Source organism: Aliirhizobium smilacinae (genome assembly GCF_006335145.1).
GTDB classification, from domain to species: Bacteria; Pseudomonadota; Alphaproteobacteria; order Rhizobiales; family Rhizobiaceae; genus Neorhizobium; species Neorhizobium smilacinae.
In genome coordinates this window covers 44,728-70,239 of sequence record NZ_VDMN01000008.1, presented here as the reverse complement: position 1 = coordinate 70,239, position 25,512 = coordinate 44,728, and the positions used below count along the sequence as shown (strand labels likewise).

The window sequence follows — 25,512 nt, the reverse complement described above, 5'->3', positions numbered from 1 at the left end:
CCCCACGTGGAAGAGCAGAAGATCGACCGCCGCTACATCAACATGCCGCATGTCGAGCGCGGCATGGCTGTCGGGCTTTTCGGCGGTTCGTTCAACCCGCCGCATGAAGGCCACCTGCTCGTTGCCGAGATTGCGCTTCGCCGTCTGGGTCTCGACCAGCTCTGGTGGATGGTGACGCCGGGCAATCCGCTAAAAAGCCGCTCCGAGCTTGCTTCGCTGGCTGACCGCTTGTCGATGAGCGAAAAACTCGTTCAGGATCCGCGCATCAAGATCACCGCTTTCGAAAAGACGCTCGAAGGTTCCTATACGGCCAATACGCTCGCCGTCGTGAAGGCGAAGAACCCGCAGGCGCGCTTCGTCTGGATCATGGGCGCAGATAGCCTCAGCACATTTCATAATTGGCAGAAATGGCGTGAGATCGTCTCGACCTTTCCGATCGCGGTGGTCGACCGGCCGGGTTCAACGCTGTCGTTTCTCTCCTCGAAAATGGCCCGGACCTTCGATTACGCACGTGTTGACGAAGACGATGCCGGGACTTTATGGAAGCGCAAGGCCCCCGCCTGGACATTCATCCATGGCCCGCGCTCGACCCTGAGTTCGACGGCACTTCGAGCGGGCAGCGATGACAAAACGCAGTAACCTCTCCAAAAATGACATGCACATGAAGAGTTCGCGCATAGCGATCACCTTTTATGGTTCTCCCTTGAAAGATTAACCATTCGGTGCCACCTTCGAAGAAGCGAACGGTTCTTCACCGGATTCGCTGGAAGTGCATGTTGCTGTTACCTGGAAGAAAGGACAAACCCTGACAACAGTACACGCCAAGGGAAAGATGGCTTCCATCCTTCCGCTGAGTTCTGAACGTGGCGCCGATGCCGCTGCCCGAGCTCTCGACCTGATCCTCACAAGCCTCGAGGATTCCAAGGCAGAAGATATCGTCACCATCGACATTGCCGGAAAATCGGCGCTGGGAGACTACATGATTGTGGTCACCGGGCGATCGAACCGTCACGTCATGGCGATCTGCGACCATCTTGTCACCGATCTCAAGGACGAAGGGCTCGGATCGCCCCGGGTTGAAGGAAAAGAGACCGGTGACTGGGTCCTGATCGACACGGGTGATGTGATCATCCACGTGTTCCGTCCCGAAATCCGCGAGTTCTACAACATCGAGAAGATGTGGGCGGCTCCGGAAATCGAAGAGGGACCGCTGCTACATTGAGCGGTTTGGGCTTGGCCTGACCCGTTGAAAGCCGCTAAAGCAACGCCGGCGCACCGCGCCGGTGCAGCAGGTTTTGGCTGCGCAAATTTAAACGGATCAGGACATGCGTATTACCCTTTTTGCCGTGGGACGGCTCAAAACCGGCCCGGAGAAGGACCTTGCGTCCCGTTATCTCGACCGCTTTGCGAAGGCTGGCCCCGCCATCGGCCTCGAGCTTGCCAAGCTGGTGGAGATACAGGAAAGCCGCGCGTCAAATGCCGATACCCGCAAGCGCGAAGAAGCAAGCGCGCTGGAAAAAGCCATGCCTGAAGGCGCTATCCTCGTTCTGTTGGACGAACGCGGTAAGACGCTCGACAGCCAGGCATTTTCAGATGCAATCGGTCGTTATCGCGACAATGGAAAGCGTGACATGATGCTGGCGATCGGCGGTGCCGATGGTCTTGACCCCGAGCTTCGCGGCAAGGCAGATCTGGTTCTCAACCTGGGCACCATGACCTGGCCGCATCAACTGGTCCGTATTCTCATCGCCGAGCAGCTTTATCGGGCCGTTACCATTCTTTCCGGCCACCCTTACCACCGCGTTTAACCTTTCATTCAGGCTCAAACACGATGTTGTTTGTGGCGTGGTCAGGCAAATCAGCCTAGCTTTTGCAGAATATCATTCGGAGCGGAAATGGGCTTTAGTCGGAAAAGACCTGCCAGATATGGATCAGGCTTGGCCCGCACGCTGGCTATTGCCGGGTTTCTGCTGGCGGTTCCTCAGCCCCTACTTGCGCAGGATAGTGCCGCCCCCAGCACCGGCACGGTGAGCGTAGCTGCCGATGCGACGCCTGGCCCCACCGTCGAGTTGAAGCAGAAACAGGAAGAGACGCGTAAGGAACTCGAAGCACTCGGCAGCACGATGAAGCTGTCCGAAGGCAAGATCGCCGACATCGAGCGAAGCATTGCGCAAACGAATAAGGATAGCGCCGATATTCGGCAGGCCCTGATCGATTCGGCCCAGAAGCGAAAAGACCTGGAAAGAAAAATCAGGGACAGCGAGAAGAAGATCGCCAGCCTGGGCGTGCAGGAAGACGGCATCCGCGCGTCGTTGCGCAGCAGGAAGGGTGTTCTTGCGGAGGTACTTGGCGCACTCGAGCGCATGGGGCGTAACCCGCCACCGGCATTGCTGGTGAAGCCGGAAGATGCGCTTGCTTCCGTTCGCAGCGCCATTCTTCTCGGCGCAGTCGTGCCGGGAATGCGCGCCGAAGCCGAACGCCTCGTTGCCGATCTGAAGGCTCTGAGCGAGACGCGAAGCGCTGCCGCCAGCGAGAAGCAGTCGGTGTCGGATACGATCGCGGCCAGTCTGGAAGAAGACAAGCGCATGGATCTTCTTCTGGCTGAAAACGAAAAATTGAACGGTCGGAATACGGCCGAACTTGAGGCAGAACGACGGCATTCGGAAGAGCTGGCGGGCCGGGCAACGTCGCTCGAAGGCCTGATATCCTCGCTGGAGAGTGAAATATCCTCGGTAAGAGAGGTTATGGAGGCAGCCCGGGCAGAAGAGGAGCGTCAGAAACGGCTCTCGCAGGCCGAGCGCGACAAAGCCAGGCAGCTTGCTGAAAACGGTGTGCCTGACAAAAACCGCATTGCGCCAGCATATGCGTTTTCAAGCCTGAGGCAGAAGCTGGAGTTCCCGGTTGCCGGAAATGTCGTACGTTGGTTCGGCGATCCCGACGGGACCGGGCATACGGCGCGGGGCCTGACTATTGCCTCCAATGCCGGGGCCGTTGTCACAGCACCGGCGGATGGTTCGATCGTATTTGCCGGAGCATTCAGAAGCTACGGCCAAATGATCATCCTCAATGTCGGTGATGGATATTACGTGGTTTTGACCGGCATGAAGGATGTGAGCGCCCGCCAGGGGCGATTTGTCTTCAGCGGCGAGCCTATTGCCGTGATGGGTGAGAAAAGAGTGGCGAGTGCAACTGCGTTGGCGCTGGAAACGGATCGCCCAACGCTTTACATTGAATTTAGAAACGGCAACACCACGGTTGATTCCAAGCCATGGTGGTCCGCCAAAGAAACTGGAAGGGCGCGAAATGATTCGTAGGGCTTCGCTTGTCATCGTCGGTGCACTCATGGGTGCGACAGCGATGAGTGTCATCTATTCGGCCGGCGTGCCGGCCCAGGCAGCCGGAGCGTCTACCTATAAGGAATTGTCCATTTTCGGCGACGTTTTCGAACGTGTTCGCGCCCAGTATGTGACGCCCCCGGATGAGGAAAAGCTGGTCGAGAACGCGATCAACGGCATGTTGACCTCGCTCGATCCGCATTCGAGCTTCATGAATGCCAAGGACGCCGATGACATGCGGACGCAGACCCGCGGTGAATTCGGCGGTCTGGGCATCGAAGTCACGATGGAAAACGAACTGGTCAAGGTCATCGCGCCGATCGACGACACGCCGGCTTCTAAGGCCGGTATTCTGGCTGGCGACTATATCTCTGAAATCGATGGCCAAGCCATCCGCGGCCTGAAGCTCGAGGAAGCCGTCGAGAAGATGCGCGGCGCGGTCAATACGCCGATCAAGCTCACGGTCATTCGCCAGGGTGCCGACAAGCCTCTCGAGATAACGGTCGTTCGCGACATCATCGCCGTAAGGGCTGTGAAATCACGCGTGGAAGGCGGCGATGTCGGTTACGTCCGCGTCATCTCCTTCACCGAGAAAACCTACGACGATCTGGAAGCTGCGATCAAGAAGATCAAGGCCGACGTTCCGGCTGACAAGCTGAAGGGTTACGTTCTCGACCTGCGTCTCAATCCGGGCGGTCTTCTGGACCAGGCGATCAACGTATCCGACGCCTTCCTGGAACGCGGCGAAGTTGTTTCCACCCGCGGCCGCAATGCGGACGAAACCCGCCGCTTCAATGCCGGTCCGGGCGACCTGACCGACGGCAAGCCGGTTATCGTCCTTATCAACGGCGGATCGGCCTCGGCTTCGGAAATCGTTGCCGGCGCACTTCAGGATCTGAAGCGGGCAACCGTTGTCGGCACTCGCTCCTTCGGTAAGGGGTCCGTCCAGACTATCATTCCGCTGGGCGATGCGGGGGCGTTGCGTCTTACGACTGCGCTCTATTACACGCCGTCCGGCAAGTCGATCCAGGGCACCGGCATCAATCCGGATATCAGGGTCGATCAGCCGTTGCCGCCGGAATTGCAGGGCAAGTTGAAGGCAGAGGGTGAATCCAGCCTCAAGGGGCATATCCAGGGCAACGCCGAGACGGAAGAGGGTTCGGGTTCCGCAGCCTATGTCCCGCCGGAAACGAAGGATGACATCCAGCTCAATTACGCGCTCGATCTTTTCCACGGCACCAAGACGGATCCGAGCTTCCCGGCCAGCCCGGACAAGGCTGCAGCGGCTGTCAAGAAATAAGAATAGTGCCGAGGGAGCCGAAGCCTGCTCCCTTGGCTTTTTGACCGCGGGATAGCACGGATATTAGAGTGGGAACTGATCTCCATGCACCCTTGGGGCAAGGCCGGCCGCCGAAGACAAAACGGTTGTGGCGTGGCTATAAAGCCGTGTTATGCGGCGCTTTGGCCGTAACAGGCATCATCGCCCTTTCCATTTATGTGGTTCAGGAAGACGACGGGCTCACGCAGGTTTCTGTCAATGCCGAGCAGAACGTTCCCGAGACCAAATCCAGCCCTGCAAAAGCGACGAATGGCGATGATCGATCCGCCCAGCCGGAAACATCGTCGGATCAGACCGCGTCTGGCGCCAATATCGAGCGCACGCTCACCGGTGACGGCGGTTATGTCACCAAATATACACCGCGCGACAGGACAGGCCCGCTTGTCATCGATGCTCAACGGATGGGCCAGGATCCGCGGATAGCCGGGCAGCCAAATCCCGACCTTCTGGAAGAGACCGATGCCGGAAAGCTGCCGGTCATCGGTGCAGACGGGCTACGGCCAATGGACCAATATGCAAGGCCCTGGTCAGGCGAAAGAGGCGCACGGATTGCGATAGTCATCAGCGGCCTTGGTCTCAGCCAGACCGGCAGCCAGAAGGCCGTACAGCAGCTGCCTCCGGGCGTTACCCTTGCGTTTGCGGCCAGTGGCAACAGTCTTCAGCGCTGGATGCAGGAAGCGCGCCGGAAGGGTCACGAGATATTGCTGCAGGTGCCTTTCGAGCCTATCGATTATCCGGCGAACGATCCCGGTCCGGGCACATTGCTGACGACGAGCACGCCCAGGGAAAACCTCTCGCGCCTTCATCAAGCCATGTCGAGACTGACCAACTACACCGGCATCATGAATTACCAGGGTGCGCGTTACCTGTCTGATGAGAAGGCTCTGCGGCCGGTGTTGCAGGACGTGGCCAAACGCGGGCTGCTCTTTCTGGATGACGGGACGTCCTCGCTTTCAAAGACGAATTCCCTATCCGATGCCGTCGAATTGCCCTATGCTTTTGCGGATGTCGTGCTGGATGGGCACGTGCAGACTCAGGCCATTCTTCGGAAGCTCGACGAGTTGGGACGCATCGCGGAGCGCAAGGGAACTGCGTTCGGTATTGCCGCGGCTTACGACGAAAGCATCGATGCTGTAAGGAAGTGGAGCGAAGAAGCAACGCAGCGCGGCATCGAGATCGTTGGCGTTTCGGCAATCGTGCGCGACAAAAGCCAACCCTGATGGAGAATGAGACATGGCCGAGAAAGAAGGGGCCAAAAAAGACGGTGCCAAGAAAAGCGGAGCGGTGAGGGCGGAAGACCTGCCGTACCGGCCCTGTGTCGGGATCATGGTGCTCAATCGTGACGGGCTGGTCTGGGCCGGTCGGCGGATTGCCGAGGGAAACAGCGAATACGATGGCTCGCTTCAGCTCTGGCAGATGCCGCAGGGTGGCATAGACAAGGGCGAAGACGCTCTTCCTGCTGCCTATCGGGAGCTTTACGAGGAAACGGGCATGAGGACGGTCACTCTGCTCGCCCAATCGAAAGACTGGATCAATTACGATCTTCCGTCGCATCTCATTGGTATCGGGCTCAAAGGAAAATATCGCGGCCAGACCCAGCGCTGGTTTGCCTTTCGCTTCGAAGGCGATGAGAGCGAGATCGCAATCAATCCCCCTCCGGGCGGCCACGAACCGGAATTCGACGCCTGGGAATGGAAACCAATGGCCGATCTTCCCGGTCTAATCGTTCCCTTCAAGCGCGTGGTCTACGATCAGGTCGTTGCGGAGTTTGCCCATCTGGCGAAGGCAGCCGCCTGATTCCCGCTGCCAGCATCAAGCCCGAGAAAATGCAAAAGACCCGGCTCGAAAACCGGGTCTTTTCGAATGTCACTCCGCAGCGTCGGCGGATTCGGCATTAAGCTGCCCGTAGCGCTCCTCGCCGATCTTGGCGAGAAGATCGAGCTGAGTTTCCAGAAAGTCGATATGGCCTTCTTCGTCCCTGAGCAGCTCTTCGAAAAGCTTCATGGAAACGTAGTCGCCGGCCTCATGACAGAGATCACGGGATGCTTTGTAGGCGTTGCGGGCGTCGTATTCGCCGGCAAGATCGGCTTCCAGGACTTCCTTGACGTTCTGGCCGATACGGAGCGGCGCGAGCGTCTGGAGATTCGGATGGCCTTCGAGGAAGATGATGCGATCGATCAGACGATCAGCGTGCTGCATCTCTTCGATGGATTCGGCACGTTCCTTCTTCGCGAGCTTGGTGAAACCCCAATCGCTGAGAAGGCGATAATGCAGCCAGTATTGGTTTACGGCTCCCAATTCGAGGAATAGTGCCTCGTTAAGCCGCTCGATTACTCTTGAGTCGCCTTTCAATGTCCGCTCTCCTGTTTTCCTCATGGAATTGTCTTAGGCGGGACATATATACAACGACTTCGTCTTCCGTCGAGTGACGGCTGTCATGATATTCTTCTGTCGTGCGGATGATGAGATCAACGACATTCGGGAAACAGCCGCAACAGCGACCACGTTTGCTCATTGCGTGATAGACTTTGGACGGAACGATGAGCTGCCAACAGTCTTCGTCAAGAAGATGAACGATGACGTCCTTGATTTCCCTGTCCGTGATGTAGTTGCAGCTGCAGACGAGCATTTCCAGAAGACCTGCCAAACATGACCAAAGCTATCTTCTTTTGAGAAAGAAGACCCGGGTTGTCAAGAAAAATTCGTATCTGCTTAATCACAGGATGCTGACCTGCCGATCCCGACAAAGCATCAATACCTAACGCTTCAGCTACCTGATGTGGCCTCAGATCGATTTCGGAGCGTCATTTCGCCTGTCCACCTCCGCAGGCGCAGACGGCCTGTTGATCATCGCTGAAGCTTCCATGACAAGCGGCATCACCCCATCCACGCCCTTATCAAGGCTATCGAAAAGATGCCTGCGCATCCGCGGCTCCCAGAACTTGTTGATATGGGAGGCGACGCCACTTGCTCTTCCTGCTTCCGGCTGGGACAGGAAGAATGTGGCGATCTGATTTGCCATTCTGATCAGCTTTTCCTGGCTCTGATCATGCGACATCGGCGAATGCTCCGTTGGTGATACGATCTATGCATAAGAATTTCGAGGCGGTCATCGATCTCTCTCCGACTCTGGAGTGGTGTTATTCCGCTGCTTCCATTTTTCCGGCAATGCGACGTGAGCGGCGGGAGAGATCATTGTAATCATCCTGCCATTCGCTCGGGCCGTTGGACGGCGAGACCTGCACCGCCGTCACCTTGTATTCCGGACAGTTGGTCGCCCAATCGGAGAAGTCCGTGGTGATGACGTTCGCCTGCGTATCCGGGTGGTGGAAGGTGGTGTAGACGACGCCCGGCGAGACGCGGTCGGTGATCAGCGATCTCAGCGTCGTGTCGCCCGAGCGGCTGGCGAGCTTGATCCAGTCGCCATCCTTGATGCCGCGCTGTTCGGCGTCGTGCGGGTGGATTTCCAGCCGGTCCTCCGCATGCCAGGCGACGTTTTCGGTCCGCCGCGTCTGGGCGCCGACATTGTATTGCGACAGGATGCGGCCGGTCGTCAGCAGGAGCGGGAAACGCGGGCCGGTGCGCTCGTCGGTCGCCACATATTCTGTGCGGATGAACTTGCCCTTGCCGCGCACGAAACCGCCGACATGCATGATCGGCGACCCTTCAGGATGCGCCTCGTTGCACGGCCACTGAACCGAGCCGACCTTGTCGAGATGGTCGTAGGAGACCAGTGCGAAGCTCGGCGTCGATGCGGCGATTTCGTCCATGATCTGCGACGGATGGGCGTAATTCCAGTTGAGGCCCATCGCCTGGGCAAGCTTCTGGGTGACTTCCCAATCGGCATAGCCGTTTTTTGGGCTCATCACCTTACGCACGCGGTTGATGCGGCGTTCGGCATTGGTGAAAGTCCCGTCCTTTTCGAGGAAGGTGGAGCCCGGCAGGAAGACATGCGCGTAATTGGCGGTCTCGTTCAAGAAGAGATCATGGACGACGACACATTCCATCGCAGCCAAGCCCGCCGAGACGTGCTTGGTATCCGGATCGGACTGCAGAATATCCTCGCCCTGGATATAGATGCCCTTGAACGTGCCTTCGACGGCGGCATCCAGCATGTTGGGAATGCGCAGACCCGGTTCGTTGTTGAGCGAGACACCCCAGAGTTTTTCGAAGGTCTCGCGGGTGGCATCGTCGGAGATGTGGCGGTAACCGGGCAGTTCATGCGGGAAGGAGCCCATGTCGCAGGAACCCTGGACATTGTTCTGGCCGCGCAGCGGGTTCACACCGACGCCGGGGCGGCCGATATTGCCGGTCGCCATGGCAAGATTGGCAATCGCCATGACGGTCGTCGATCCCTGGCTGTGTTCGGTGACGCCGAGCCCGTAATAGATCGCACCATTGCCGCCGGTGGCAAACAGCCGTGCCGCACCGCGCAGCAGATCGGCCGGGACGCCGGTGAAACTTTCCGTCGCTTCCGGGCCATGCGCCTCTTCGGACACGAAGGCGGCCCAATCCTGAAACTCAGACCAGTCGCAGCGTTCGCGGATGAATTTTTCGTCGAATAGGCCTTCAGTGACGATGACATGGGCGAGCGCCGTCATCACCGCGACATTGGTGCCGGGTTTCAGCGGCAGGTGATAGGCCGCTTCCACGTGCGGCGTCCTGACGAGATCGATGCGGCGCGGATCGATGACGATCAGCTTGGCACCCTGCCGAAGCCGCTTTTTCAGCCGCGAGCCGAAGACCGGGTGGCCATCGGTCGGGTTGGCGCCGATGACGATGACGACATCCGTCTGCTCGACACTGTCGAAATTCTGGGTGCCGGCCGAAGTGCCGAAAGCCTGGCCGAGACCGTAACCCGTCGGCGAATGACAGACGCGGGCGCAGGTATCGACATTGTTGTTGCCGAAACCGGCGCGGATCAGCTTCTGGACGAGGAAGGTTTCCTCATTGGTACAGCGCGACGAGGTGATGCCGCCGATCGATTCGCGGCCATACTGATACTGGATGCGGCGGAACTCGGTGGCGACATGGGAATAGGCCTCTTCCCAGCTGACTTCCCGCCAGGGATCCGAGATGTTTTCGCGGATCATCGGGTTGAGAATGCGGTCCTTGTGGGTCGCATAACCATAAGCGAAGCGGCCCTTGACGCAGGAATGGCCGCGGTTGGCCTGGCCGTCCTTCCACGGCACCATACGCACCAGTTCCTCACCGCGCATCTCGGCCTTGAACGAACAGCCGACCCCGCAATAGGCGCAGGTGGTGACGGCGGAATGTTCCGGCTGGCCAATGGCGATCACCGACTTTTCCGTCAGCGTCGCGGTGGGACAGGCCTGCACGCAGGCGCCGCAGGAGACACATTCGGAATCGAGAAAATGTTCATGTGCGCCCGGCGACACCCGGCTTTCAAAACCGCGGCCCTCGATGGTCAGCGCGAACGTGCCCTGCACTTCCTCGCAGGCCCGCACGCAACGGGAGCAGACGATACATTTCGACGGGTCATAGGTGAAATAAGGGTTGGATTCGTCCTTCGGTATCCATTGGGCGTTGATGGCGCCATCGTTGCGGGCGCGCACATGATTGTCGCCGTCATACCCGTAACGCACGTCGCGCAGGCCGACGGCGCCGGCCATGTCCTGCAATTCGCAATCGCCATTGGCAGCACAGGTCAGGCAGTCGAGCGGGTGGTCGGAAATATAAAGCTCCATCACGCCGCGACGGATATCCTTCAGCCGGCCGGTCTGGGTATGCACGACCATGTTCGCCGCAACCGGCGTGGTGCAGGAGGACGGCGTGCCGTTGCGGCCTTCGACCTCGACGAGGCAGAGACGGCAGGAGCCGAAGGCATCGACCATGTCGGTGGCGCAAAGTTTGGGGATCTGGATACCGGCCTCCATCGAGGCGCGCATGATAGACGTGCCTTCCGGCACGGTGATCGAGCGTCCGTCGATGGTGAGGGTGATCGGGGTGTCAGACTGCGAGGCGGGCGTGCCGTAGTCGATTTCATGAACGAGGGACATGATGTGCCTCCTGTACAGAATGGGAATTGCGTTGATTGCTGCGGCGCTGTCCGCCCCCCTCTGCCCTGCTGGGCATCTCCCCCACATGTGGGGAGATCACAAGAGGCACGACCAAGTTTTCAAAAAAGGCGTCGCGGAGGTTGAAACGTGATGTGAGAAGCGCTGAGCTATAAGCCAGCCGATCTCCCTCCTTGTGGGGGAGATGCCCGGCAGGGCAGAGGGGGGTGACTTGCCCCGACATTGCGTTCAAAAAGACCATCATTCCGCCGCCTCCACCATCGGCACGGGCGCAAAATCCTCCGGGAAATGCGTCATGGCGCTCATCACCGGATAGGGCGTGAAGCCACCCAGCGCGCAGAGCGAGCCGAATTTCATCGTGTTGCAGAGGTCGGCGAGCAGCGCCTTGTTCTTTTCCGGCTCGATGCCGCGGGCGATCCTATCGACCGTTTCCACCCCACGGGTCGAGCCGATGCGGCAGGGGGTACATTTGGCGCAGCTTTCGATGGCGCAAAATTCCATGGCGAAACGCGCCTGTTTCATCAGGTCCGCCGTGTCGTCGAAAACGGTGATGCCGGCATGACCGATCAGGCCGTCTCTCGCCGCAAAAGCCTCGTAATCGAAGGGCGTATCGAACAAGGCGCGGGGGAAATAGGCGCCGAGCGGGCCGCCGACCTGTACCGCCTTGACCGGCCGCCCGGTTGCCGTGCCGCCGCCGATATGATCGACGATCTCGCCGAGAGTGAGGCCGAAAGCGGTCTCATACAGGCCGCCATATTTCACGTTGCCAGCGATCTGGATCGGGATCGTGCCGCGCGAGCGGCCCATGCCGAAATCGCGGTAGAAGGGGGCGCCGCGGTCCATGATGACCGGGATCGAGGCGAGCGAGATGACATTATTGACCACTGTCGGCCGGCCGAGAAACCCTTTCAGCGCCGGCAGCGGCGGCTTGGCGCGCACCACGCCGCGTTTTCCTTCCAGCGAGTTCAACAGCGCGGTTTCCTCACCGCAGACATAGGCGCCGGCGCCAGAGCGCACCTCCATGTCGAAGCTATGTTTTGAGCCCAGCACCGAGGAGCTGAGAATGCCGGCCGCACGGGCGATCTCGATCGCCTTGCCCATGCTGGCAATGGCATGCGGATATTCCGAACGGGTGTAGATATAGCCCTTGGTGGCGCCGGTCGCGATGCCGGCAATCGCCATGCCTTCGATCAGCACGAAGGGATCACCCTCCATGATCATCCGGTCGGCAAAGGTGGCGCTGTCGCCTTCATCAGCATTGCAGACGATGTATTTCTGGGGGCCGGCCGCCTCCATCACCGTCTTCCATTTGATGCCGGTCGGGAAACCCGCACCGCCGCGACCACGCAAGCCGCTATCGGTGACTTCCTGGACGATCTCGGCCTGTGTCAGCGAGATCGCCTTTTCCAGGCCCCTGAGGCCCTGATAATGACGATAATCCTCGATCGACAGGGGATCGGTGACGCCGCAGCGGGAGAAGGTCAACCGGGTCTGCTGACGAAGGAAGGGAATATCCTTCGTCAGCCCCATACAGAGCGGGTGGTCGGCACCGGTCAGAAACCCGGCATCGAACAGGCTTTTGACATCCCCGGCCTTTACCGGCCCGTAAGCCACGCGACCGTGATCGGTGCGGATTTCGACCAGCGGCTCCAGCCAGAACATACCGCGCGAGCCGTTTCGCACGATCCTGGCATCAAGGCCACGGCCGGCAATTTCGGCTGCAATGGCGCTCGCCACCTTCTCAGCTCCGAGCGCCAGAGAGGCGGCATCACGAGGAACGAATAGCGTCACCGTCATAGACCAATCTCCCCAACGATTTCGGAAAGACAGTGCTCATCGACGCGGCCATAAACATCGCCATCCAGCATGGCGGCGGGCGCGCAGGCGCAGAGGCCGAGACAATAGACCGGCTCCAGCGTCACGGAGCCGTCTGCTGTCGTCTGGTGGAAATCAATTCCAAGCAATTGGCGAACGCGATCCGCGAGATCGTCGCTCCCCATCGATTGACAAGCTTCGGCGCGACAGATTTTCAGAACGTGCCTGCCGCCCGGATGATGACGGAAATCGGGATAGAAAGTGATGACACCATGAACTTCCGCACGGGAGAGGTTGAGTTCGTCGGCGATGACTGGCTTGACCTCGTCCGGCACATGGCCGAATTCCGCCTGGAGCGCGTGCAGGATGGGCAGCATAGGCCCTTCAAGATGCTTCAAGTTACGAATGATATTGCGCGACCGCTGAGTGTTGTCATCCGCGGTAATCGGCATGGTCATGAGCTTTGCCTCCCGGCAGATACTCGAGACTGTCCTCCTCGACCGTCCCGGCATCAAATTCGCCCGATGATAACGATCTCGGACGGTGTGAGAAAATGTCGCAATGCGAGGGGCAGGCGTCAATAAACGAGATTGGTTACGCGATAGCGAAAAACTATCGATACCCCCTTATGGGCCACATCCTTGTGGACGAGAATTTCTCTCCACGTTTCTACAGGTAGAGATGATGTACACGCAAAGATTGTTTTTCGCGCGCTGGCAGTTTCATCTCTGATGGCTGGGGCATACGCCTTTCAGCAACAAAATTGCGTCAATCCGCTTCAACCGAGAGGATAGATGTTCTTGGCATTTCTTCCTTGTACGTAAGATGTCGCTAATGGCTTAGGATGATGCCTAAGCTGTTTGGGTGGAGTGCTTAATCTCGACCAGAATCACATTTATCTTATGCAACCCTGACGTTTTTCCGAGGCACCATAGTTGTCTTTTGAACAGAGCTGCGGCGAGAAATGCCTTGCAGTCCATGGCTTTCTGTCATTCATTCCTGCAACTCAAACAAAATAAACTGGGAAAGGATAAAGGTCATGTCTTCTCGTCTTCTCAAACTTTCTGCGGCTGCGCTGCTGGGCTCTGTGCTCTTCGCCGGCGCTCCTGCATTCGCCGAGACCGTCCTTCATCGCGGCAATTCCGGCGAGCCGCAGACGCTCGACCAGGCACAGACTTCGATCAATATCGAAGCTTTCATCCTCAAGGATCTTTATGAAGGCCTGACGATCTACGATGCAGCCGGCAAGATTATTCCAGGTGCGGCCGAGTCCTGGACACTATCGGATGATGGTGTAACTTACACGTTTAAGCTGCGCGAAAATGCAAAGTGGTCGGATGGATCGCCCGTTACTGCACAGGACTTCGAGTTTTCCTTCAAGCGCGTAGAAGATCCGAAAACCGCCGCGAAATACGCCAACATCCTCTACCCGATCAAGAATGCCGAGGCGATCAATAACGGCAAGGCCGAGATCGCAACACTCGGCGTCAAGGCAGTCGATGCCAAGACGTTCCAGATTACACTTGAGCGCCCGACGCCCTTCTTCCTCGAGCTGCTTGCCCATCAGACTGCCCTGCCTGTTTCCAAGGCAAGCGTCGAAAAGAACGGCGCCGACTTCGTCAAGCCTGGCGTGATGGTCTCGAACGGCGCTTTCAAGCTCATCAGCCACGTTCCGAACGACAGCCTTGTGGTGGAAAAGAATGAAAATCACTGGGATGCCGCAAATACCAAGCTCGACAAGGTGATCTTCTACCCGATCGACGATCAGGCCGCCTCCGTCCGCCGATTTGAAGCGAAGGAAATGGACCTCGCCTACAATTTTTCGGCCGACCAACTCGAACGCCTGCGGACCAGCTACAAGGATCAGGTCCACGTTTCACCGACGCTGGCGACCTATTATTACGTGTTCGATGGCAGCCAGGCACCCTATAATGACGTGCGTGTCCGCCAGGCGCTCTCCATGGCTGTCGATCGCGACTTCCTCGCCAAGGAAATCTACCGCGGATCGCAGATCCCTGCCTATTCGTTGGTCCCGCCGGGTATCGCGACCTATGGCGAACCGTCCAAAGCTGATTTCGCCACGCTTTCGCAGCTCGACCGTGAAGACAAGGCGCTCGCGTTGATGAAGGACGCCGGTTACGGTGAAGGCGGCAAGCCGCTTGAAATCGAGATCCGCTACAACACCAATCCGAATCACGAGCGTGTCGCAACTGCCGTTGCCGACATGTGGAAGAACACGTTCAACGCCAAGGTGACGATGACCAATCTCGATGTCTCGTCGCACTACGCCTACCTGCAGGAAGGCGGCAAGTTCAACGTTGCCCGTGCCGGCTGGGTTGCCGACTATGCGGATGCTGAAAACTTCCTGGCGCTCAACCTGTCGACCAACAAGACCTTCAATTACGGTAAGTACAGCAATCCGGAATTCGACGCTTTGATGCAGAAGTCCTATGCGGAAGAGAAGCCGGAAGCCCGCTCCAAGCTGCTTCATGAAGCCGAAGCGCTTCTGTCGCGTGATCAGCCGGTCGCCCCGCTTCTGACCCAGGCCGATCTCTGGCTCGTTTCCAACCGCGTCAAAGGCTGGGAAGACAATGCTGCCAATGAGCACCTGAGCCGCTTCCTCAGCATTTCCGAATAATCCGACCATCCGAGACGGCGCCCGCAGACACGCGGGCGCCGTTTTGCAGGAGACACCCGCATGCTGGCTTTTGTCCTGCGCCGCCTTGCGAGCGCCGTACCGACGCTGTTTATCGTCGTCACCATTTCCTTCTTCCTGATGCGTTTTGCTCCGGGTGGCCCCTTCAACCTGGAGCGTCCGCTTCCGCCCGCAACGATGGAAAACATCATGCGGACCTATCAGCTGGACCAGCCCCTGTGGCGGCAATATGTGACCTACATATCCAATGCCGTGCAGGGCGATTTCGGCCCGAGCTACATCTACAAGGACAACACGGTCGCCGAACTGATCGGCAAGGGCCTGCCCTATTCGATGGAGCTCGGCCTCTACGCACTCCTCCTGGCGTTGATCGGCGGCGTAACACTCGGCACGATCGCGGCGCTGAGGCAGAACAGCGTGCTGGATTTCTCCATCATGTCGCTGGCGACCGTCGGTACCACGATCCCGAATTTTGTTGTCGGCCCGGTCCTGACGCTGATCTTTGCGATCGTTCTGTCGCTGCTACCGGCCGGGGGCTGGGGGGACGGTTCGTTCTCCTATCTGCTGCTGCCTATGATCGCACTGGCTTTGCCGCAGCTTGCCGTCTTTGCCCGTTTGACCCGCGGTTCAATGATCGAGGCTTTGCATGCCGACCATATCCGCACGGCTCGCGCCTATGGTCTGCCGCCGCGGATCGTCGTCATCACCCATGCGATGCGTGGCGCCCTGCTACCGGTTGTCTCCTATCTTGCACCCTGTGCCGCAGCGCTGATGACCGGCTCTGCCGTGGTCGAGACGATTTTTACCATTCCCGGCATTGGCCGCTATTTCGTGCTCGGCGCCTTGAACCGTGACTATACGCTGGTGATGGGCACGGTCGTGCTGATCGCCATCTTCGTTATCGTTTTCAATCTCGTGGTCGATCTTATTTACGGCCTGCTCGATCCGAGGGTCCGCCATGACTGATATGATCGTTGACCCGACACCCGCGCTGCCGGAAAACCCGGACAGCAAAAGCCGCAGCCTTTTCCAGCTTGCCGCCATTCGTTTCCGCCGTAACAAGGCAGCAATGGCCGGCTGCGTCATGATGCTGCTGATCGCTCTGTTTTCGTATCTCGGGCCGTTTTTCGTGCCGCATCGCTACGATCAGGTCTACTCGTCCTATGTGACTGTCGCTCCGAGCCTTGAGCCGCGGCCCGACGAGGCTTCGCTGGAAGATGCGATGCGCGGGGTTGCCACGCGTGCGCGCGTCAATCTCGATGAATTCAATGTCGAGGGGCAGACCTTTACCGCGACGCTGAGTGCAGAGAACCCGATCGATCCGCGTGCCACCCGCTATTTTGATCGTGCCAACGAATTCAACAATACCGAAGTCGTGGCAGCGGAAAATGACGGCCGGGTGCTGAAGGTCCAGGGCCATGTCAGCCGTGAATATTTCTTCTTCGGCACCGACCCGAACGGGCGCGACATGCTTGCCCGCGTCATGCTCGGCGGCCAAATCTCGATCGCGGTCGGCCTGCTCGCCAGCCTCGTCTCACTCGGTATCGGCGTGTTGTACGGTGCGACATCGGGTTATCTCGGTGGCCGTGTCGACAATGTGATGATGCGGTTTGTCGAAATCCTCTATTCGCTGCCCTTCGTCTTTCTCGTTGTCGTGCTGGTCGTCTTCTTCGGCCGGTCGTTCATCCTGATCTTCCTCGTCATCGGTGCGGTGGAATGGCTGGATATGGCGCGTATCGTGCGCGGGCAGACGCTGGCACTGAAACGCCGAGAGTTCGTCGGTGCCGCACAGGCGCTCGGATTGAGCGACTGGCAGATCATCCGTCGTCATATCATTCCGAACACGATCGGCCCGGTCATCGTCTTCGTCACCGTCGTGGTGCCGAAGGTGATCCTGCTCGAAAGCTTCCTCTCCTTCCTCGGCCTCGGTGTCCAGGCACCGCTGACGAGTTGGGGAGCGCTGATCTCGGAAGGGGCAAGCAATATCCAGTCGGCCCCGTGGCTGTTGATCTTCCCGTCCATCTTCTTCGTGGCAACGCTGTTCTCGCTGAATTTCATCGGCGATGGCCTGCGCGACGCACTCGACCCGAAGGACCGTTGATATGATCGGAACAGAAGAAAACATTCTCTCCATCCGTGATCTGAAAGTCGACTTCTCGACGCCTGATGGCACCGTCAATGCGGTGAAAGGCATCGGCTTCGACATCAAGGCGGGCGAGACGCTGGCTGTGGTCGGTGAAAGCGGTTCCGGCAAGAGCCAGACGATGATGGGTATCATGGGCTTGCTTGCCAACAACGGCAGCGTCCGTGGTTCGGCGAAATATCGCGGCAAGGAGCTGGTCGGGCTGCCGAAGTCCGAACTCAACAAGGTACGCGGCGCCAAGATCACCATGATCTTTCAGGAGCCTATGACCTCGCTCGATCCGCTCTACACGATCGGAAGGCAGATCGCCGAACCGATCCTCTATCACCGCGGCGGTTCGCGCAAAGAAGCTCGCCAGCGAGTGCTGGAACTGCTGGAACTGGTCGGCATCCCGGACCCGGCACGGCGGATCGACAGCTATCCGCATGAATTGTCCGGCGGGCAGCGCCAGCGCGTGATGATCGCCATGGCGCTCGCAAACGAACCGGATGTGCTGATCGCGGACGAACCGACCACTGCGCTCGACGTGACGATCCAGGCACAGATCCTGAAACTCCTGCGTTCGCTGCAGGAACGTTTCGGCATGGCGATCGTCCTGATCACCCACGATCTCGGCATCGTGCGCCATTTTGCAGAACGCGTCGTCGTGATGCGTCGCGGCGAAGTGGTGGAGCAGGGCACGACCGAGCAGATTTTTGAAAGTCCGACGTCGTCCTATACCCGCATGCTGATCGACGCAGAGCCGCATGGCCGCAAAATGCCGCCGGCGAAAAATGCGCCGATCATTCTGGAAGGTCGGGACGTGACGGTCGATTTCCAGATCGGCAAGGGCCTGTTTTCCAAGGGCCCGAAGGTCTTCCGCGCCGTCGATGGCGTCACGATCAGATTGCACGAAGGCCAGACGATCGGCGTCGTTGGCGAGAGCGGCTCCGGCAAGTCGACCCTTGGGCGCGCACTGCTGAGGCTCCTGCCAAGCGACGGTGCCTACCGCTTCGGCAAGCAGGACATCTCGTGGCACGACCGCAAGCAGATGCGTTCGCTGCGCAAAGAGATGCAGCTGGTTTTCCAGGACCCTTATGGTTCGCTTTCGCCACGCCAGACGGTCGGCGAAGTCATCACCGAAGGCCTGCTCGTCCATGAGCCAGGTCTCAACAAGGCGGATCGCGACCGGCGCGCCATCGCGGCACTTCAGGAAGTCGGCCTTGATCCGAAGGCGCGTAACCGTTACCCGCACGAGTTCTCAGGCGGACAGCGGCAGCGCATCGCAATTGCACGCGCAATGATCCTCAAACCTCGGGTCGTGATCCTCGATGAGCCGACTTCGGCTCTCGATCGATCGGTTCAGGGGCAGGTGATCGATCTCCTGCGAAAGCTGCAGGCGGATCATAATCTCTCCTATGTGTTCATCAGTCATGATCTCTCGGTGGTCAAAGCCATCTCGGATTATGTGATCGTGATGAAGAACGGCGAGATCGTCGAACAGGGCGAAACGGATGCGATCTTCGAGACGCCTAAGGCCGACTATACCAAGGCATTGATCGGCGCTGCTTTCAGCGTGTGATCTTTTGTCTTATCCGGTTGATTTTGAAGGGGCGGGTATCTTACGCCTCTTCAAAATCCGGCTTGGATGCCGCGGATTGCAAACAAATTTGGTCGCATGGCTCATCGCAAACTGCGTGGTTGGGGATCAATCACGTTAGGGATCGGCCCTCTGCCTCGCCATAATTTGGCAGCTCCTGTGTAGTATCCACTGGGATACCGCTTCTACGAAACTTGCGATGCCGCATTTGTGGGCATCCCGTAAGCGCTTCAGGTCAAGCTCAGTACTTTGTGCATAGCTGCGCTGCAGCAATATCGCTTCTAAACATCCCGTCCCGCTGTATAATCGAAACATCAGAGCGATGCATCTCCTCCCGCAAGGCTCTGTGTTTCAGGTAGCCCACTCCTCCTCCCAAGGGCGCCTGAAGGAACAGCGGCACTCCTCCTCCCAGTCGCTGTTCAAATCTTTTCGAAAAGCCTGCCGTACCTCCTCCCGCGGCAGGCTTTTTTGTTTTGGGCACGGCTGTGTCGCTAAGGGTTTTTCACAAAGCTACGCCGTTTAATCTCTACCTGCAGGGAGATATGCGTGTGGCCAGGGATGAGGAGCGCGCACCCGTTGCACGCCATTCGACTCAATCCGTCAGGACAATATCTGCCAGACGGCAGTGCTCGCGGATCAAGGCACCATTTTTCAGGTCATTTCCCTCGGTTTTTGCTCTGGCGTCTTCCTCGCTGAAACCATAACCGCGCCAGCGGTTCATGAGCCGCTCTTCGAGTGTGGCAACGGGCGGAGAAATCAGGATGGAGTAGTCGAATTCTCTCTCCAATGCAGACCAGGGCGCTTGATCGAGAAGAACATAGTTTCCTTCGACCAGAACGAATCGCGTTGAGGCGTCGATGATACGCGCCGCGGCGATGGCGAGTTCCCGTGAACGGTCGAAGACGGGAACAAGGACCTCTTCTCCGGCAGTCTTCACCGCACGGATGATATCGAGAAATCCACGGACGTCGAACGTCTCGGGAGCACCCTTGCGAGCCAGCAGGCCCTTTGCCCGCAGCACATCGTCATCCATGTGAAAGCCGTCCATCGGCAAAACTTCGGCGCTTTCACCGAGCGTTTTCAATGCTGTCGCCAGCTCGTCGGCAAGCGTTGACTTGCCGGCACCCGGTGGGCCTGCGATCGCCACGACAAAACGTTGCCTTTTGCCCGCACGGCCAATGATCGTGCGGGCAATTTCTTCGGTCGTCGGTGTCATGCGGCAATCGGCTCCGGTGCCTTGGCGCCGGTCATGAATGCGACAGCATCCGACATCGTATAATCCTTCGGATTGATCACGGTCAGCCGCTTGCCGAGCCGATGGATATGGATGCGGTCAGCGATTTCGAATACATGCGGCATGTTGTGGGAAATCAGCACGATCGGGATACCGCGCGAGCGAACGTCGAGGATCAGCTCCAGCACGCGCCGGCTTTCCTTGACGCCAAGCGCTGCGGTCGGTTCATCGAGAATGATGACCTTCGAGCCGAAGGCGGCCGCACGGGCCACCGCCACGCCCTGACGCTGGCCACCCGACAGCGTTTCCACTGCCTGGTTGATGTTCTGGATGGTCATCAGGCCAAGCTCGGAGAGCTTTTCACGCGCCATCCTTTCCATCGCGGCATGGTCGAGCTTGCGCAAAACCTTGCCCATGAAGCCCGGTTTGCGGATCTCGCGGCCGAGGAACATGTTGTCGGCAATCGAGAGTGCCGGCGACAGCGCAAGGTTCTGGTAGACGGTCTCGATACCGGCCTTTCGCGCTTCGATCGGTGAGGCGAACTGAACGAGTTCGCCATCCATGCGGATCTCGCCCTCGTCCGGGCGGATGGCACCGGAAATCGCCTTGATCAGCGAGGATTTCCCGGCGCCGTTGTCGCCGATCACGGCGAGGATTTCGCCCGGATAGAGGTCGAAATCGGCATTGTCGATGGCGGTCACGCGACCGTAGCGCTTGATCAGGCCACGGCCGGTCAGGAACGGCTTTCTTGTCTGTATGTCGGTCATCAGCGGGCTGCCTTTCTGATCCATTGATCGGCTGCGACGGCGACGATGATAAGGACGCCGATCAGGAGATAGGTCCATTGCACGTCGGTGCCGAGAAGCCTCAAGCCGAGCGAAAAGACGCCGACGATCAGCGCGCCGAACATCATGCCGAGAATGGAGCCGCGGCCACCGAAAAGAGAGATGCCGCCGATCACCACCGCGGTAATCGATTCGATATTGGCAAACTGGCCAGCCGTCGGCGAGACGGAGCCGATGCGGCCGATCAGCGCCCATCCGGCCAGCGCGCAGATGATGCCGGACAGCATATAGACGGAAATCAACATGCGCTGCACGTTGACACCGGAAAGATCGGCCGCTTCCGGGTCGTCGCCGACCGCATAGAGATGCCGGCCCCAGGCCGTGTGATTGAGGACATACCAGAGCACCCCGACAAGCACGATCATGGCAATCACGCCATAGGTGAACACCGCACCACCGAGGCGGAACGTCTCACCGAAGAATTGCAGAATCGGCGCGGTCGCCTCGATTTCCTGGGCGCGGATCGTCTCGTTCGCCGAGTAGAGGAAGTTGCTGGCGAGAACGATCTGCCACATGCCAAGCGTGACAATGAAGGGCGGCAGTTTTACTCTTGCGATCAGTACGCCGTTGATGAAGCCACAGAGGGCACCGGTTGCGAAACCACAGAGAATGGCAAGTTCCGGGGGCAGTCCGTAACGAAATGTGAATTGCCCCATCACCACCGACGACAGGACCATGATCGCACCAACGGAAAGATCGATGCCGGCGGTCATGATAACGAGCGACTGGGCGGCCCCGACAATGCCGGTGATGGCCACCTGCTGCAGGATCAAGGTCAGCGAAAACGCCGAGAAGAACTTTCCGCCGAGCGTCAACCCGAATACGGTGAGCGAAACCACCAGCACGATGAGAGACACGGCGGACGGGTTCGAGTGCAGGAAGTGGCGGAATTTGTGCAACGCCGACGGCTTGTCGGTGTCGAACGATGCGACATCCTTGGAGCTGTCCTTCAGCACTTTTTCGTAGTCGTGATGCGGTGCGCCTGCAACTGGCTCGCTCATGGAATCCTCCTCCCGCGTTTCCTCATGCCCCGGCCGAAACCGGGGCTGTAAAATCTTCCGGCGAAGTAATGCTTCGCCGGAAGATGGATGTGGTTCTAGGAGATCAGCCCCAGCATTTTCCAAGGCCTTCCTTGGTGTCGATCGACTTGATCGACGGGACAGGCTTGTCGGTGACGAGCGTGACGCCGGTATCGAAGAAGTTCTTGCCTTCGGTCGGCTTCGGCTTTTCGCCGCTATCGGCGAACTTCTTGATTGCTTCGATGCCAAGTGAGGCCATCTGCAACGGGTATTGCTGTGAGGTGGCACCAATTGCACCATCGGCGACGTTCTTGACGCCCGGGCAACCGCCGTCGACCGACACGATCAGCACGTCCTTCTCGCGGCCAACCGACTTCAACGCTTCATAGGCGCCTGCTGCGGCGGGTTCGTTGATCGTGTGGACGACGTTGATGGTCGGGTCCTTCTGCAGAAGGTTCTCCATCGCCGTGCGGCCACCTTCCTCGTTGCCGTTGGTGATGTCGTGGCCAACGATACGCGCGTCATCCTCGTCGCCGATCTTGTTAGGATCCTTCGGGTCGATGCCGAAACCGATCATAAAACCCTGGTCGCGGAGAATATCGACGGAAGGCTGCGAGGGGGTGAGGTCGAGGAAGGCCACCTTGGCATCCTTTGCCTTATCGCCGAGCGTATCCTTCGCCCACTGACCGATCAATTTGCCGGCAAGCAGGTTATCGGTGGCAAAGGTCATGTCGGCAGCGTCGATCGGCTCCAGCGGTGTATCGAGCGCGATCACCAGCAGGCCCGCATCACGCGCCTTCTTGAGGTTGGGCACGATGCCCTTGGTATCCGATGCGGTGATCAGAATACCCTTGGCGCCATCGGCGATGCAGGTCTCGATTGCCGCGACCTGACTTTCCGAATCGCCATCGATCTTGCCGGCATAGGATTTCAGCGTGACGCCAAGTTCCTTGGCCTTGGCGGTCGCGCCTTCCTTCATCTTGACGAAGAAGGGATTGGTATCGGTCTTGGTGATCAGGCATGCCGAAACATCGGCGGCCTGAGCCGGTGCGGAAAAGACGACGCCAAGCGCCAGAGCCCCGAACGACAGGGACAATACGGATTTTTTCATGATCTCCTCCCAGAGACGAAGTCCGCACACTGCGGACGGGTTCGCTGAGAATGCAGGCCGGATCGTGCCCCAGTGCCTCCTCCGGCATCCCTGCATTCTTACAATCGTCAATAATCGCGAAAGAAAATCGTCTGTCAATAATTAATTCCGATTGAATTATTTATTATCCGGCTGCATGTTCGGACGACAGATCGAAATCGCATGCGGGAGGAGGTTCGGATGTCGATGATGGATGGTCCGCCTTCCGGACCTGTCACTCCGCCGAATTTTTCCGGCGGCTCTAACCAGACACGGGTGCGCGCCTATAACGAGCGGCTTGTCCTGTCGCTGGTAAGGTTGCACGGTGCCTTGTCGAAAGCGGATATTACGCGCCTCAGCGGTCTCTCTGCACAGACGGCCTCGGTCATCATGCGCGCCCTGGAGAAGGATGGTTTGCTGCTTCGCGGCGAGCCTTTGCGCGGGCGTGTCGGCCAGCCATCGGTCCCGATGCGTCTCAACCCTGATGCCGTCCTTTCCTTTGGGGTGAAGATTGGCCGCCGCAGCGCCGATCTGGTGCTGATGGATTTCGTCGGCAATATCCGCCAGCGTTATCACGAGACCTATGCCTATCCGCTGCCGCAGGAAATCCTTCGGATCATCACGTCTGGTATTGCCGACATCGAAGCCCAGATGAGCGTCGAGGAGCAGGCTCGTATCGCCGGCGTCGGCATCGCGGCGCCTTTCGAGCTCTGGAACTGGGCGGATGAGATCGGTGCACCATCCGGTGTGATGGATGTCTGGCACGGGTTCGATCTGCATGCCGAAGTGACGGCGCGGGTGGCTCATCCCGTCTACCTGCAGAACGATGCGACCAGCGCCTGCGGCGCAGAACTGGTATTCGGCGCTGGGCCTATCTATCCGGATTTCATCTATCTTTTCATCGGCTCGTTCATCGGTGGCGGCATCGTGCTGAATTCGAGCATATTTTCCGGACGCACAGGCACGGCCGGCGCAGTCGGTCCCTTGCCGGTGCGGGGAAAGAATGGCGAAAACCGCCAGCTCCTGGACATCGCTTCGATCTTCGTGCTGGAAAACATGCTGCGCGAACGCGGCATCGATCCTCAGCCGCTCTGGTATTCGGCTGATGACTGGGTCGATTTCGGCGAACCGCTGGAACTCTGGATCCAGGCGGCTGCCGCTGCATTGGCACAGGCTATCGTTGCGGCCGCGTCGATCATCGATTTTGGTGCGGCCGTCATCGACGGCGGTTTTCCGGCTTGGGTGAGGCAGCGAATCGTCGATGCCACAAACGAAGCCGTCGCTCGGCTCGACCTGCGCGGTGTCGTCATTCCCGATATCATCGAGGGCAAGGTTGGATCGCAGGCACGCGCCATCGGCGGCGCCAGCCTGCCAATTTTTGCCCGATACCTGACGGATCAGTCAGTTCTGTTGAAGGATTTCAGCGGGGAATAAGCGCCGGTTACCGCATTTTCGGCCTGTCGCCATATGGGCCGGTCATCACTTCCGATAAGACCGCAAGAGCGTCATGGAATTCAATGCGGTCGCATATGATTACCGAGCTGTTTGCCTCCTAAGTCTTCGCCTTTGAAACCAGAACGGGATTGGCTCTGAAGGTTGCCGGGAAAATGGCTTTCAGATTGTCGATCTTCGGCATGTCGTTGTAGACGATATAGGGATGGTCCGGGTTCAGCGTCAGGAAATCCTGATGGTATTTTTCCGCCGGATAAAAGCTATCCAGTTTCGAAAGCTTGGTCACGATCGGTGCATGAAACAGCCCGGCCTTGTCCAGTTGGGCAATATAAGCCGCAGCGACCTTCCGCTGGTCGTCGCTTCCAGCGAAGATCGCGGATCGGTACTGGGTACCCTGATCGGGCCCTTGATAGTCCAGCTGGGTCGGGTTGTGGGCGACGGAGAAAAAGATCTGCAGCAGCGTGCCGTAGCTTACCTCGTTTGGATCGAAGGTCACTTCGACAGCTTCCGCATGGCCCGTCTGGCCCAAGCTGACCGTTTCGTAGCTGGCTGTCTCCTTGGCTCCGCCGGAATAGCCCGAGACAGCGTTTTTCACGCCCTTCACGTGCTGGAATACGGCCTGAATACCCCAGAAGCAGCCACCGGCAAACACCGCCGTTTCGCTGTTTCCCTTCGCGGCCTCATCGACGGATGGAGCCGGGATGACGACGGCCGCTTCCGCAGCGAGAGAGGCCGTTGCCGGAACGGCAAACAGCAGTAACGCCAACATCGCTCCAAGGCTTCGGCTTGTAAATGTCGTCATGGCAACTCCTCCGGTTGTCATGACTGTGTTCCCCGTTAACGTTCCGGTCAACTCACATCGGCATAGAGAGCCGGCCGTCACAGGAGATCGCGGGCGTATCAATCTCTTGAAGCTCAATTTGGAAGA

Annotated in this window: 23 protein-coding genes; 12 read left to right on the top strand and 11 right to left on the bottom strand. The window is 58.7% G+C overall.

Translation table 11 applies throughout. The features are described 5' to 3' along the window. Positions 1-42 precede the first annotated feature (42 nt). The 7 genes from FHP24_RS25160 to FHP24_RS25130 all read left to right on the top strand — a co-directional run bounded on the left by FHP24_RS25160 (position 43) and on the right by FHP24_RS25130 (position 6,471). The gene (locus FHP24_RS25160; protein WP_139679106.1) at positions 43-639 is read left to right on the top strand and encodes a nicotinate-nucleotide adenylyltransferase; all 597 of its coding nucleotides are present in this window, start codon (positions 43-45) and stop codon (positions 637-639) included. Between the two features lie 193 nt (positions 640-832). Beyond that, positions 833-1,222, top strand: coding sequence for a ribosome silencing factor (gene rsfS, locus FHP24_RS25155; protein WP_139678998.1), 390 nt, complete (start codon positions 833-835; stop codon positions 1,220-1,222). A gap of 103 nt (positions 1,223-1,325) precedes the next feature. Continuing rightward, positions 1,326-1,808, top strand: a complete 483-nt coding sequence (gene rlmH / locus FHP24_RS25150) for a 23S rRNA (pseudouridine(1915)-N(3))-methyltransferase RlmH (protein ID WP_139678997.1) — start codon at positions 1,326-1,328, stop codon at positions 1,806-1,808. Positions 1,809-1,895: 87 nt separating this feature from the next. Then, positions 1,896-3,314 carry a murein hydrolase activator EnvC family protein gene (locus FHP24_RS25145; protein WP_139678996.1) on the top strand — a complete coding sequence of 473 codons (1,419 nt, stop codon included), beginning with the start codon at positions 1,896-1,898 and terminating at the stop codon, positions 3,312-3,314. Beyond that, on the top strand, positions 3,304-4,635 hold the full coding sequence (locus FHP24_RS25140; RefSeq protein ID WP_139678995.1) for a S41 family peptidase: 1,332 nt from the start codon (positions 3,304-3,306) through the stop codon (positions 4,633-4,635). The genes FHP24_RS25145 and FHP24_RS25140 overlap by 11 nt, the downstream gene beginning before the upstream one ends. 68 nt (positions 4,636-4,703) lie before the next feature. Further along, positions 4,704-5,894: a divergent polysaccharide deacetylase family protein gene (locus FHP24_RS25135; protein ID WP_139678994.1), complete on the top strand. Its 1,191-nt coding sequence runs from the start codon at positions 4,704-4,706 to the stop codon at positions 5,892-5,894. A gap of 13 nt (positions 5,895-5,907) precedes the next feature. After that, on the top strand, positions 5,908-6,471 hold the full coding sequence (locus FHP24_RS25130) for an RNA pyrophosphohydrolase (protein WP_139678993.1): 564 nt from the start codon (positions 5,908-5,910) through the stop codon (positions 6,469-6,471). Between the two features lie 69 nt (positions 6,472-6,540). Here the strand turns inward: FHP24_RS25130 and bfr are convergent, their stop codons facing one another. The 6 genes from bfr to FHP24_RS25095 form a co-directional block, all read right to left on the bottom strand. Beyond that, positions 6,541-7,026: a bacterioferritin gene (gene bfr / locus FHP24_RS25125; protein ID WP_139678992.1), complete on the bottom strand. Its 486-nt coding sequence runs from the start codon at positions 7,024-7,026 to the stop codon at positions 6,541-6,543. Then, positions 6,992-7,303 (bottom strand): (2Fe-2S)-binding protein, encoded by a 312-nt coding sequence (locus FHP24_RS29350; RefSeq protein ID WP_139679105.1) that lies wholly within the window; start codon positions 7,301-7,303, stop codon positions 6,992-6,994. Before FHP24_RS29350 ends, bfr begins: the two co-directional genes overlap by 35 nt. Positions 7,304-7,459: 156 nt before the next feature. Further along, positions 7,460-7,732, bottom strand: a complete 273-nt coding sequence (locus tag FHP24_RS25115; protein WP_139678991.1) for a formate dehydrogenase subunit delta — start codon at positions 7,730-7,732, stop codon at positions 7,460-7,462. 82 nt (positions 7,733-7,814) lie between these two features. After that, entirely contained in the window at positions 7,815-10,694 is a 2,880-nt protein-coding gene (fdhF, locus tag FHP24_RS25110) for a formate dehydrogenase subunit alpha (protein ID WP_139678990.1), read from the bottom strand. Positions 10,695-10,952: 258 nt separating this feature from the next. After that, positions 10,953-12,509, bottom strand: coding sequence for a formate dehydrogenase beta subunit (locus tag FHP24_RS25100; protein ID WP_139678989.1), 1,557 nt, complete (start codon positions 12,507-12,509; stop codon positions 10,953-10,955). Beyond that, positions 12,506-12,985, bottom strand: coding sequence for a formate dehydrogenase subunit gamma (locus FHP24_RS25095; protein WP_139678988.1), 480 nt, complete (start codon positions 12,983-12,985; stop codon positions 12,506-12,508). The genes FHP24_RS25100 and FHP24_RS25095 overlap by 4 nt, the downstream gene beginning before the upstream one ends. Positions 12,986-13,566: 581 nt before the next feature. Between FHP24_RS25095 and FHP24_RS25090 the strand changes: the two genes are divergently transcribed. Genes FHP24_RS25090 through FHP24_RS25075 form a run of 4 tightly spaced genes read left to right on the top strand, consistent with a single transcriptional unit; the run spans position 13,567 to position 18,887 of the window. Next, entirely contained in the window at positions 13,567-15,165 is a 1,599-nt protein-coding gene (locus FHP24_RS25090) for a peptide ABC transporter substrate-binding protein (protein ID WP_139678987.1), read from the top strand. A gap of 60 nt (positions 15,166-15,225) precedes the next feature. Then, the gene (gene oppB, locus FHP24_RS25085) at positions 15,226-16,149 is read left to right on the top strand and encodes an oligopeptide ABC transporter permease OppB (protein ID WP_139678986.1); all 924 of its coding nucleotides are present in this window, start codon (positions 15,226-15,228) and stop codon (positions 16,147-16,149) included. Continuing rightward, entirely contained in the window at positions 16,142-17,284 is a 1,143-nt protein-coding gene (locus FHP24_RS25080) for an ABC transporter permease (RefSeq protein WP_139678985.1), read from the top strand. Before oppB ends, FHP24_RS25080 begins: the two co-directional genes overlap by 8 nt. A 1-nt stretch (position 17,285) precedes the next feature. Then, positions 17,286-18,887: an ABC transporter ATP-binding protein gene (locus FHP24_RS25075; RefSeq protein WP_139678984.1), complete on the top strand. Its 1,602-nt coding sequence runs from the start codon at positions 17,286-17,288 to the stop codon at positions 18,885-18,887. A 610-nt stretch (positions 18,888-19,497) separates the two neighbouring features. On the opposite strand, the gene FHP24_RS25070 is transcribed toward FHP24_RS25075, so the two are convergent. From FHP24_RS25070 to FHP24_RS25055, 4 genes are all read right to left on the bottom strand, one after another. Beyond that, complete coding sequence (locus FHP24_RS25070; RefSeq protein ID WP_139678983.1) at positions 19,498-20,121, bottom strand: nucleoside triphosphate hydrolase; 624 nt, start codon at positions 20,119-20,121, stop codon at positions 19,498-19,500. Continuing rightward, on the bottom strand, positions 20,118-20,930 hold the full coding sequence (locus tag FHP24_RS25065) for an ATP-binding cassette domain-containing protein (RefSeq protein WP_139678982.1): 813 nt from the start codon (positions 20,928-20,930) through the stop codon (positions 20,118-20,120). The genes FHP24_RS25070 and FHP24_RS25065 overlap by 4 nt, the downstream gene beginning before the upstream one ends. Then, positions 20,906-21,985 carry an ABC transporter permease gene (locus tag FHP24_RS25060; protein ID WP_139678981.1) on the bottom strand — a complete coding sequence of 360 codons (1,080 nt, stop codon included), beginning with the start codon at positions 21,983-21,985 and terminating at the stop codon, positions 20,906-20,908. Before FHP24_RS25060 ends, FHP24_RS25065 begins: the two co-directional genes overlap by 25 nt. A 103-nt stretch (positions 21,986-22,088) precedes the next feature. Continuing rightward, positions 22,089-23,114 carry a sugar ABC transporter substrate-binding protein gene (locus tag FHP24_RS25055; RefSeq protein ID WP_139678980.1) on the bottom strand — a complete coding sequence of 342 codons (1,026 nt, stop codon included), beginning with the start codon at positions 23,112-23,114 and terminating at the stop codon, positions 22,089-22,091. 219 nt (positions 23,115-23,333) lie between these two features. On the opposite strand from FHP24_RS25055, the gene FHP24_RS25050 reads away from it, so the two are divergent. Further along, positions 23,334-24,566, top strand: coding sequence for an ROK family transcriptional regulator (locus FHP24_RS25050; RefSeq protein ID WP_139678979.1), 1,233 nt, complete (start codon positions 23,334-23,336; stop codon positions 24,564-24,566). A gap of 118 nt (positions 24,567-24,684) precedes the next feature. On the opposite strand, the gene msrA is transcribed toward FHP24_RS25050, so the two are convergent. Then, the gene (gene msrA, locus FHP24_RS25045) at positions 24,685-25,386 is read right to left on the bottom strand and encodes a peptide-methionine (S)-S-oxide reductase MsrA (RefSeq protein WP_139678978.1); all 702 of its coding nucleotides are present in this window, start codon (positions 25,384-25,386) and stop codon (positions 24,685-24,687) included. Between the last annotated feature and the right edge of the window lie 126 nt (positions 25,387-25,512).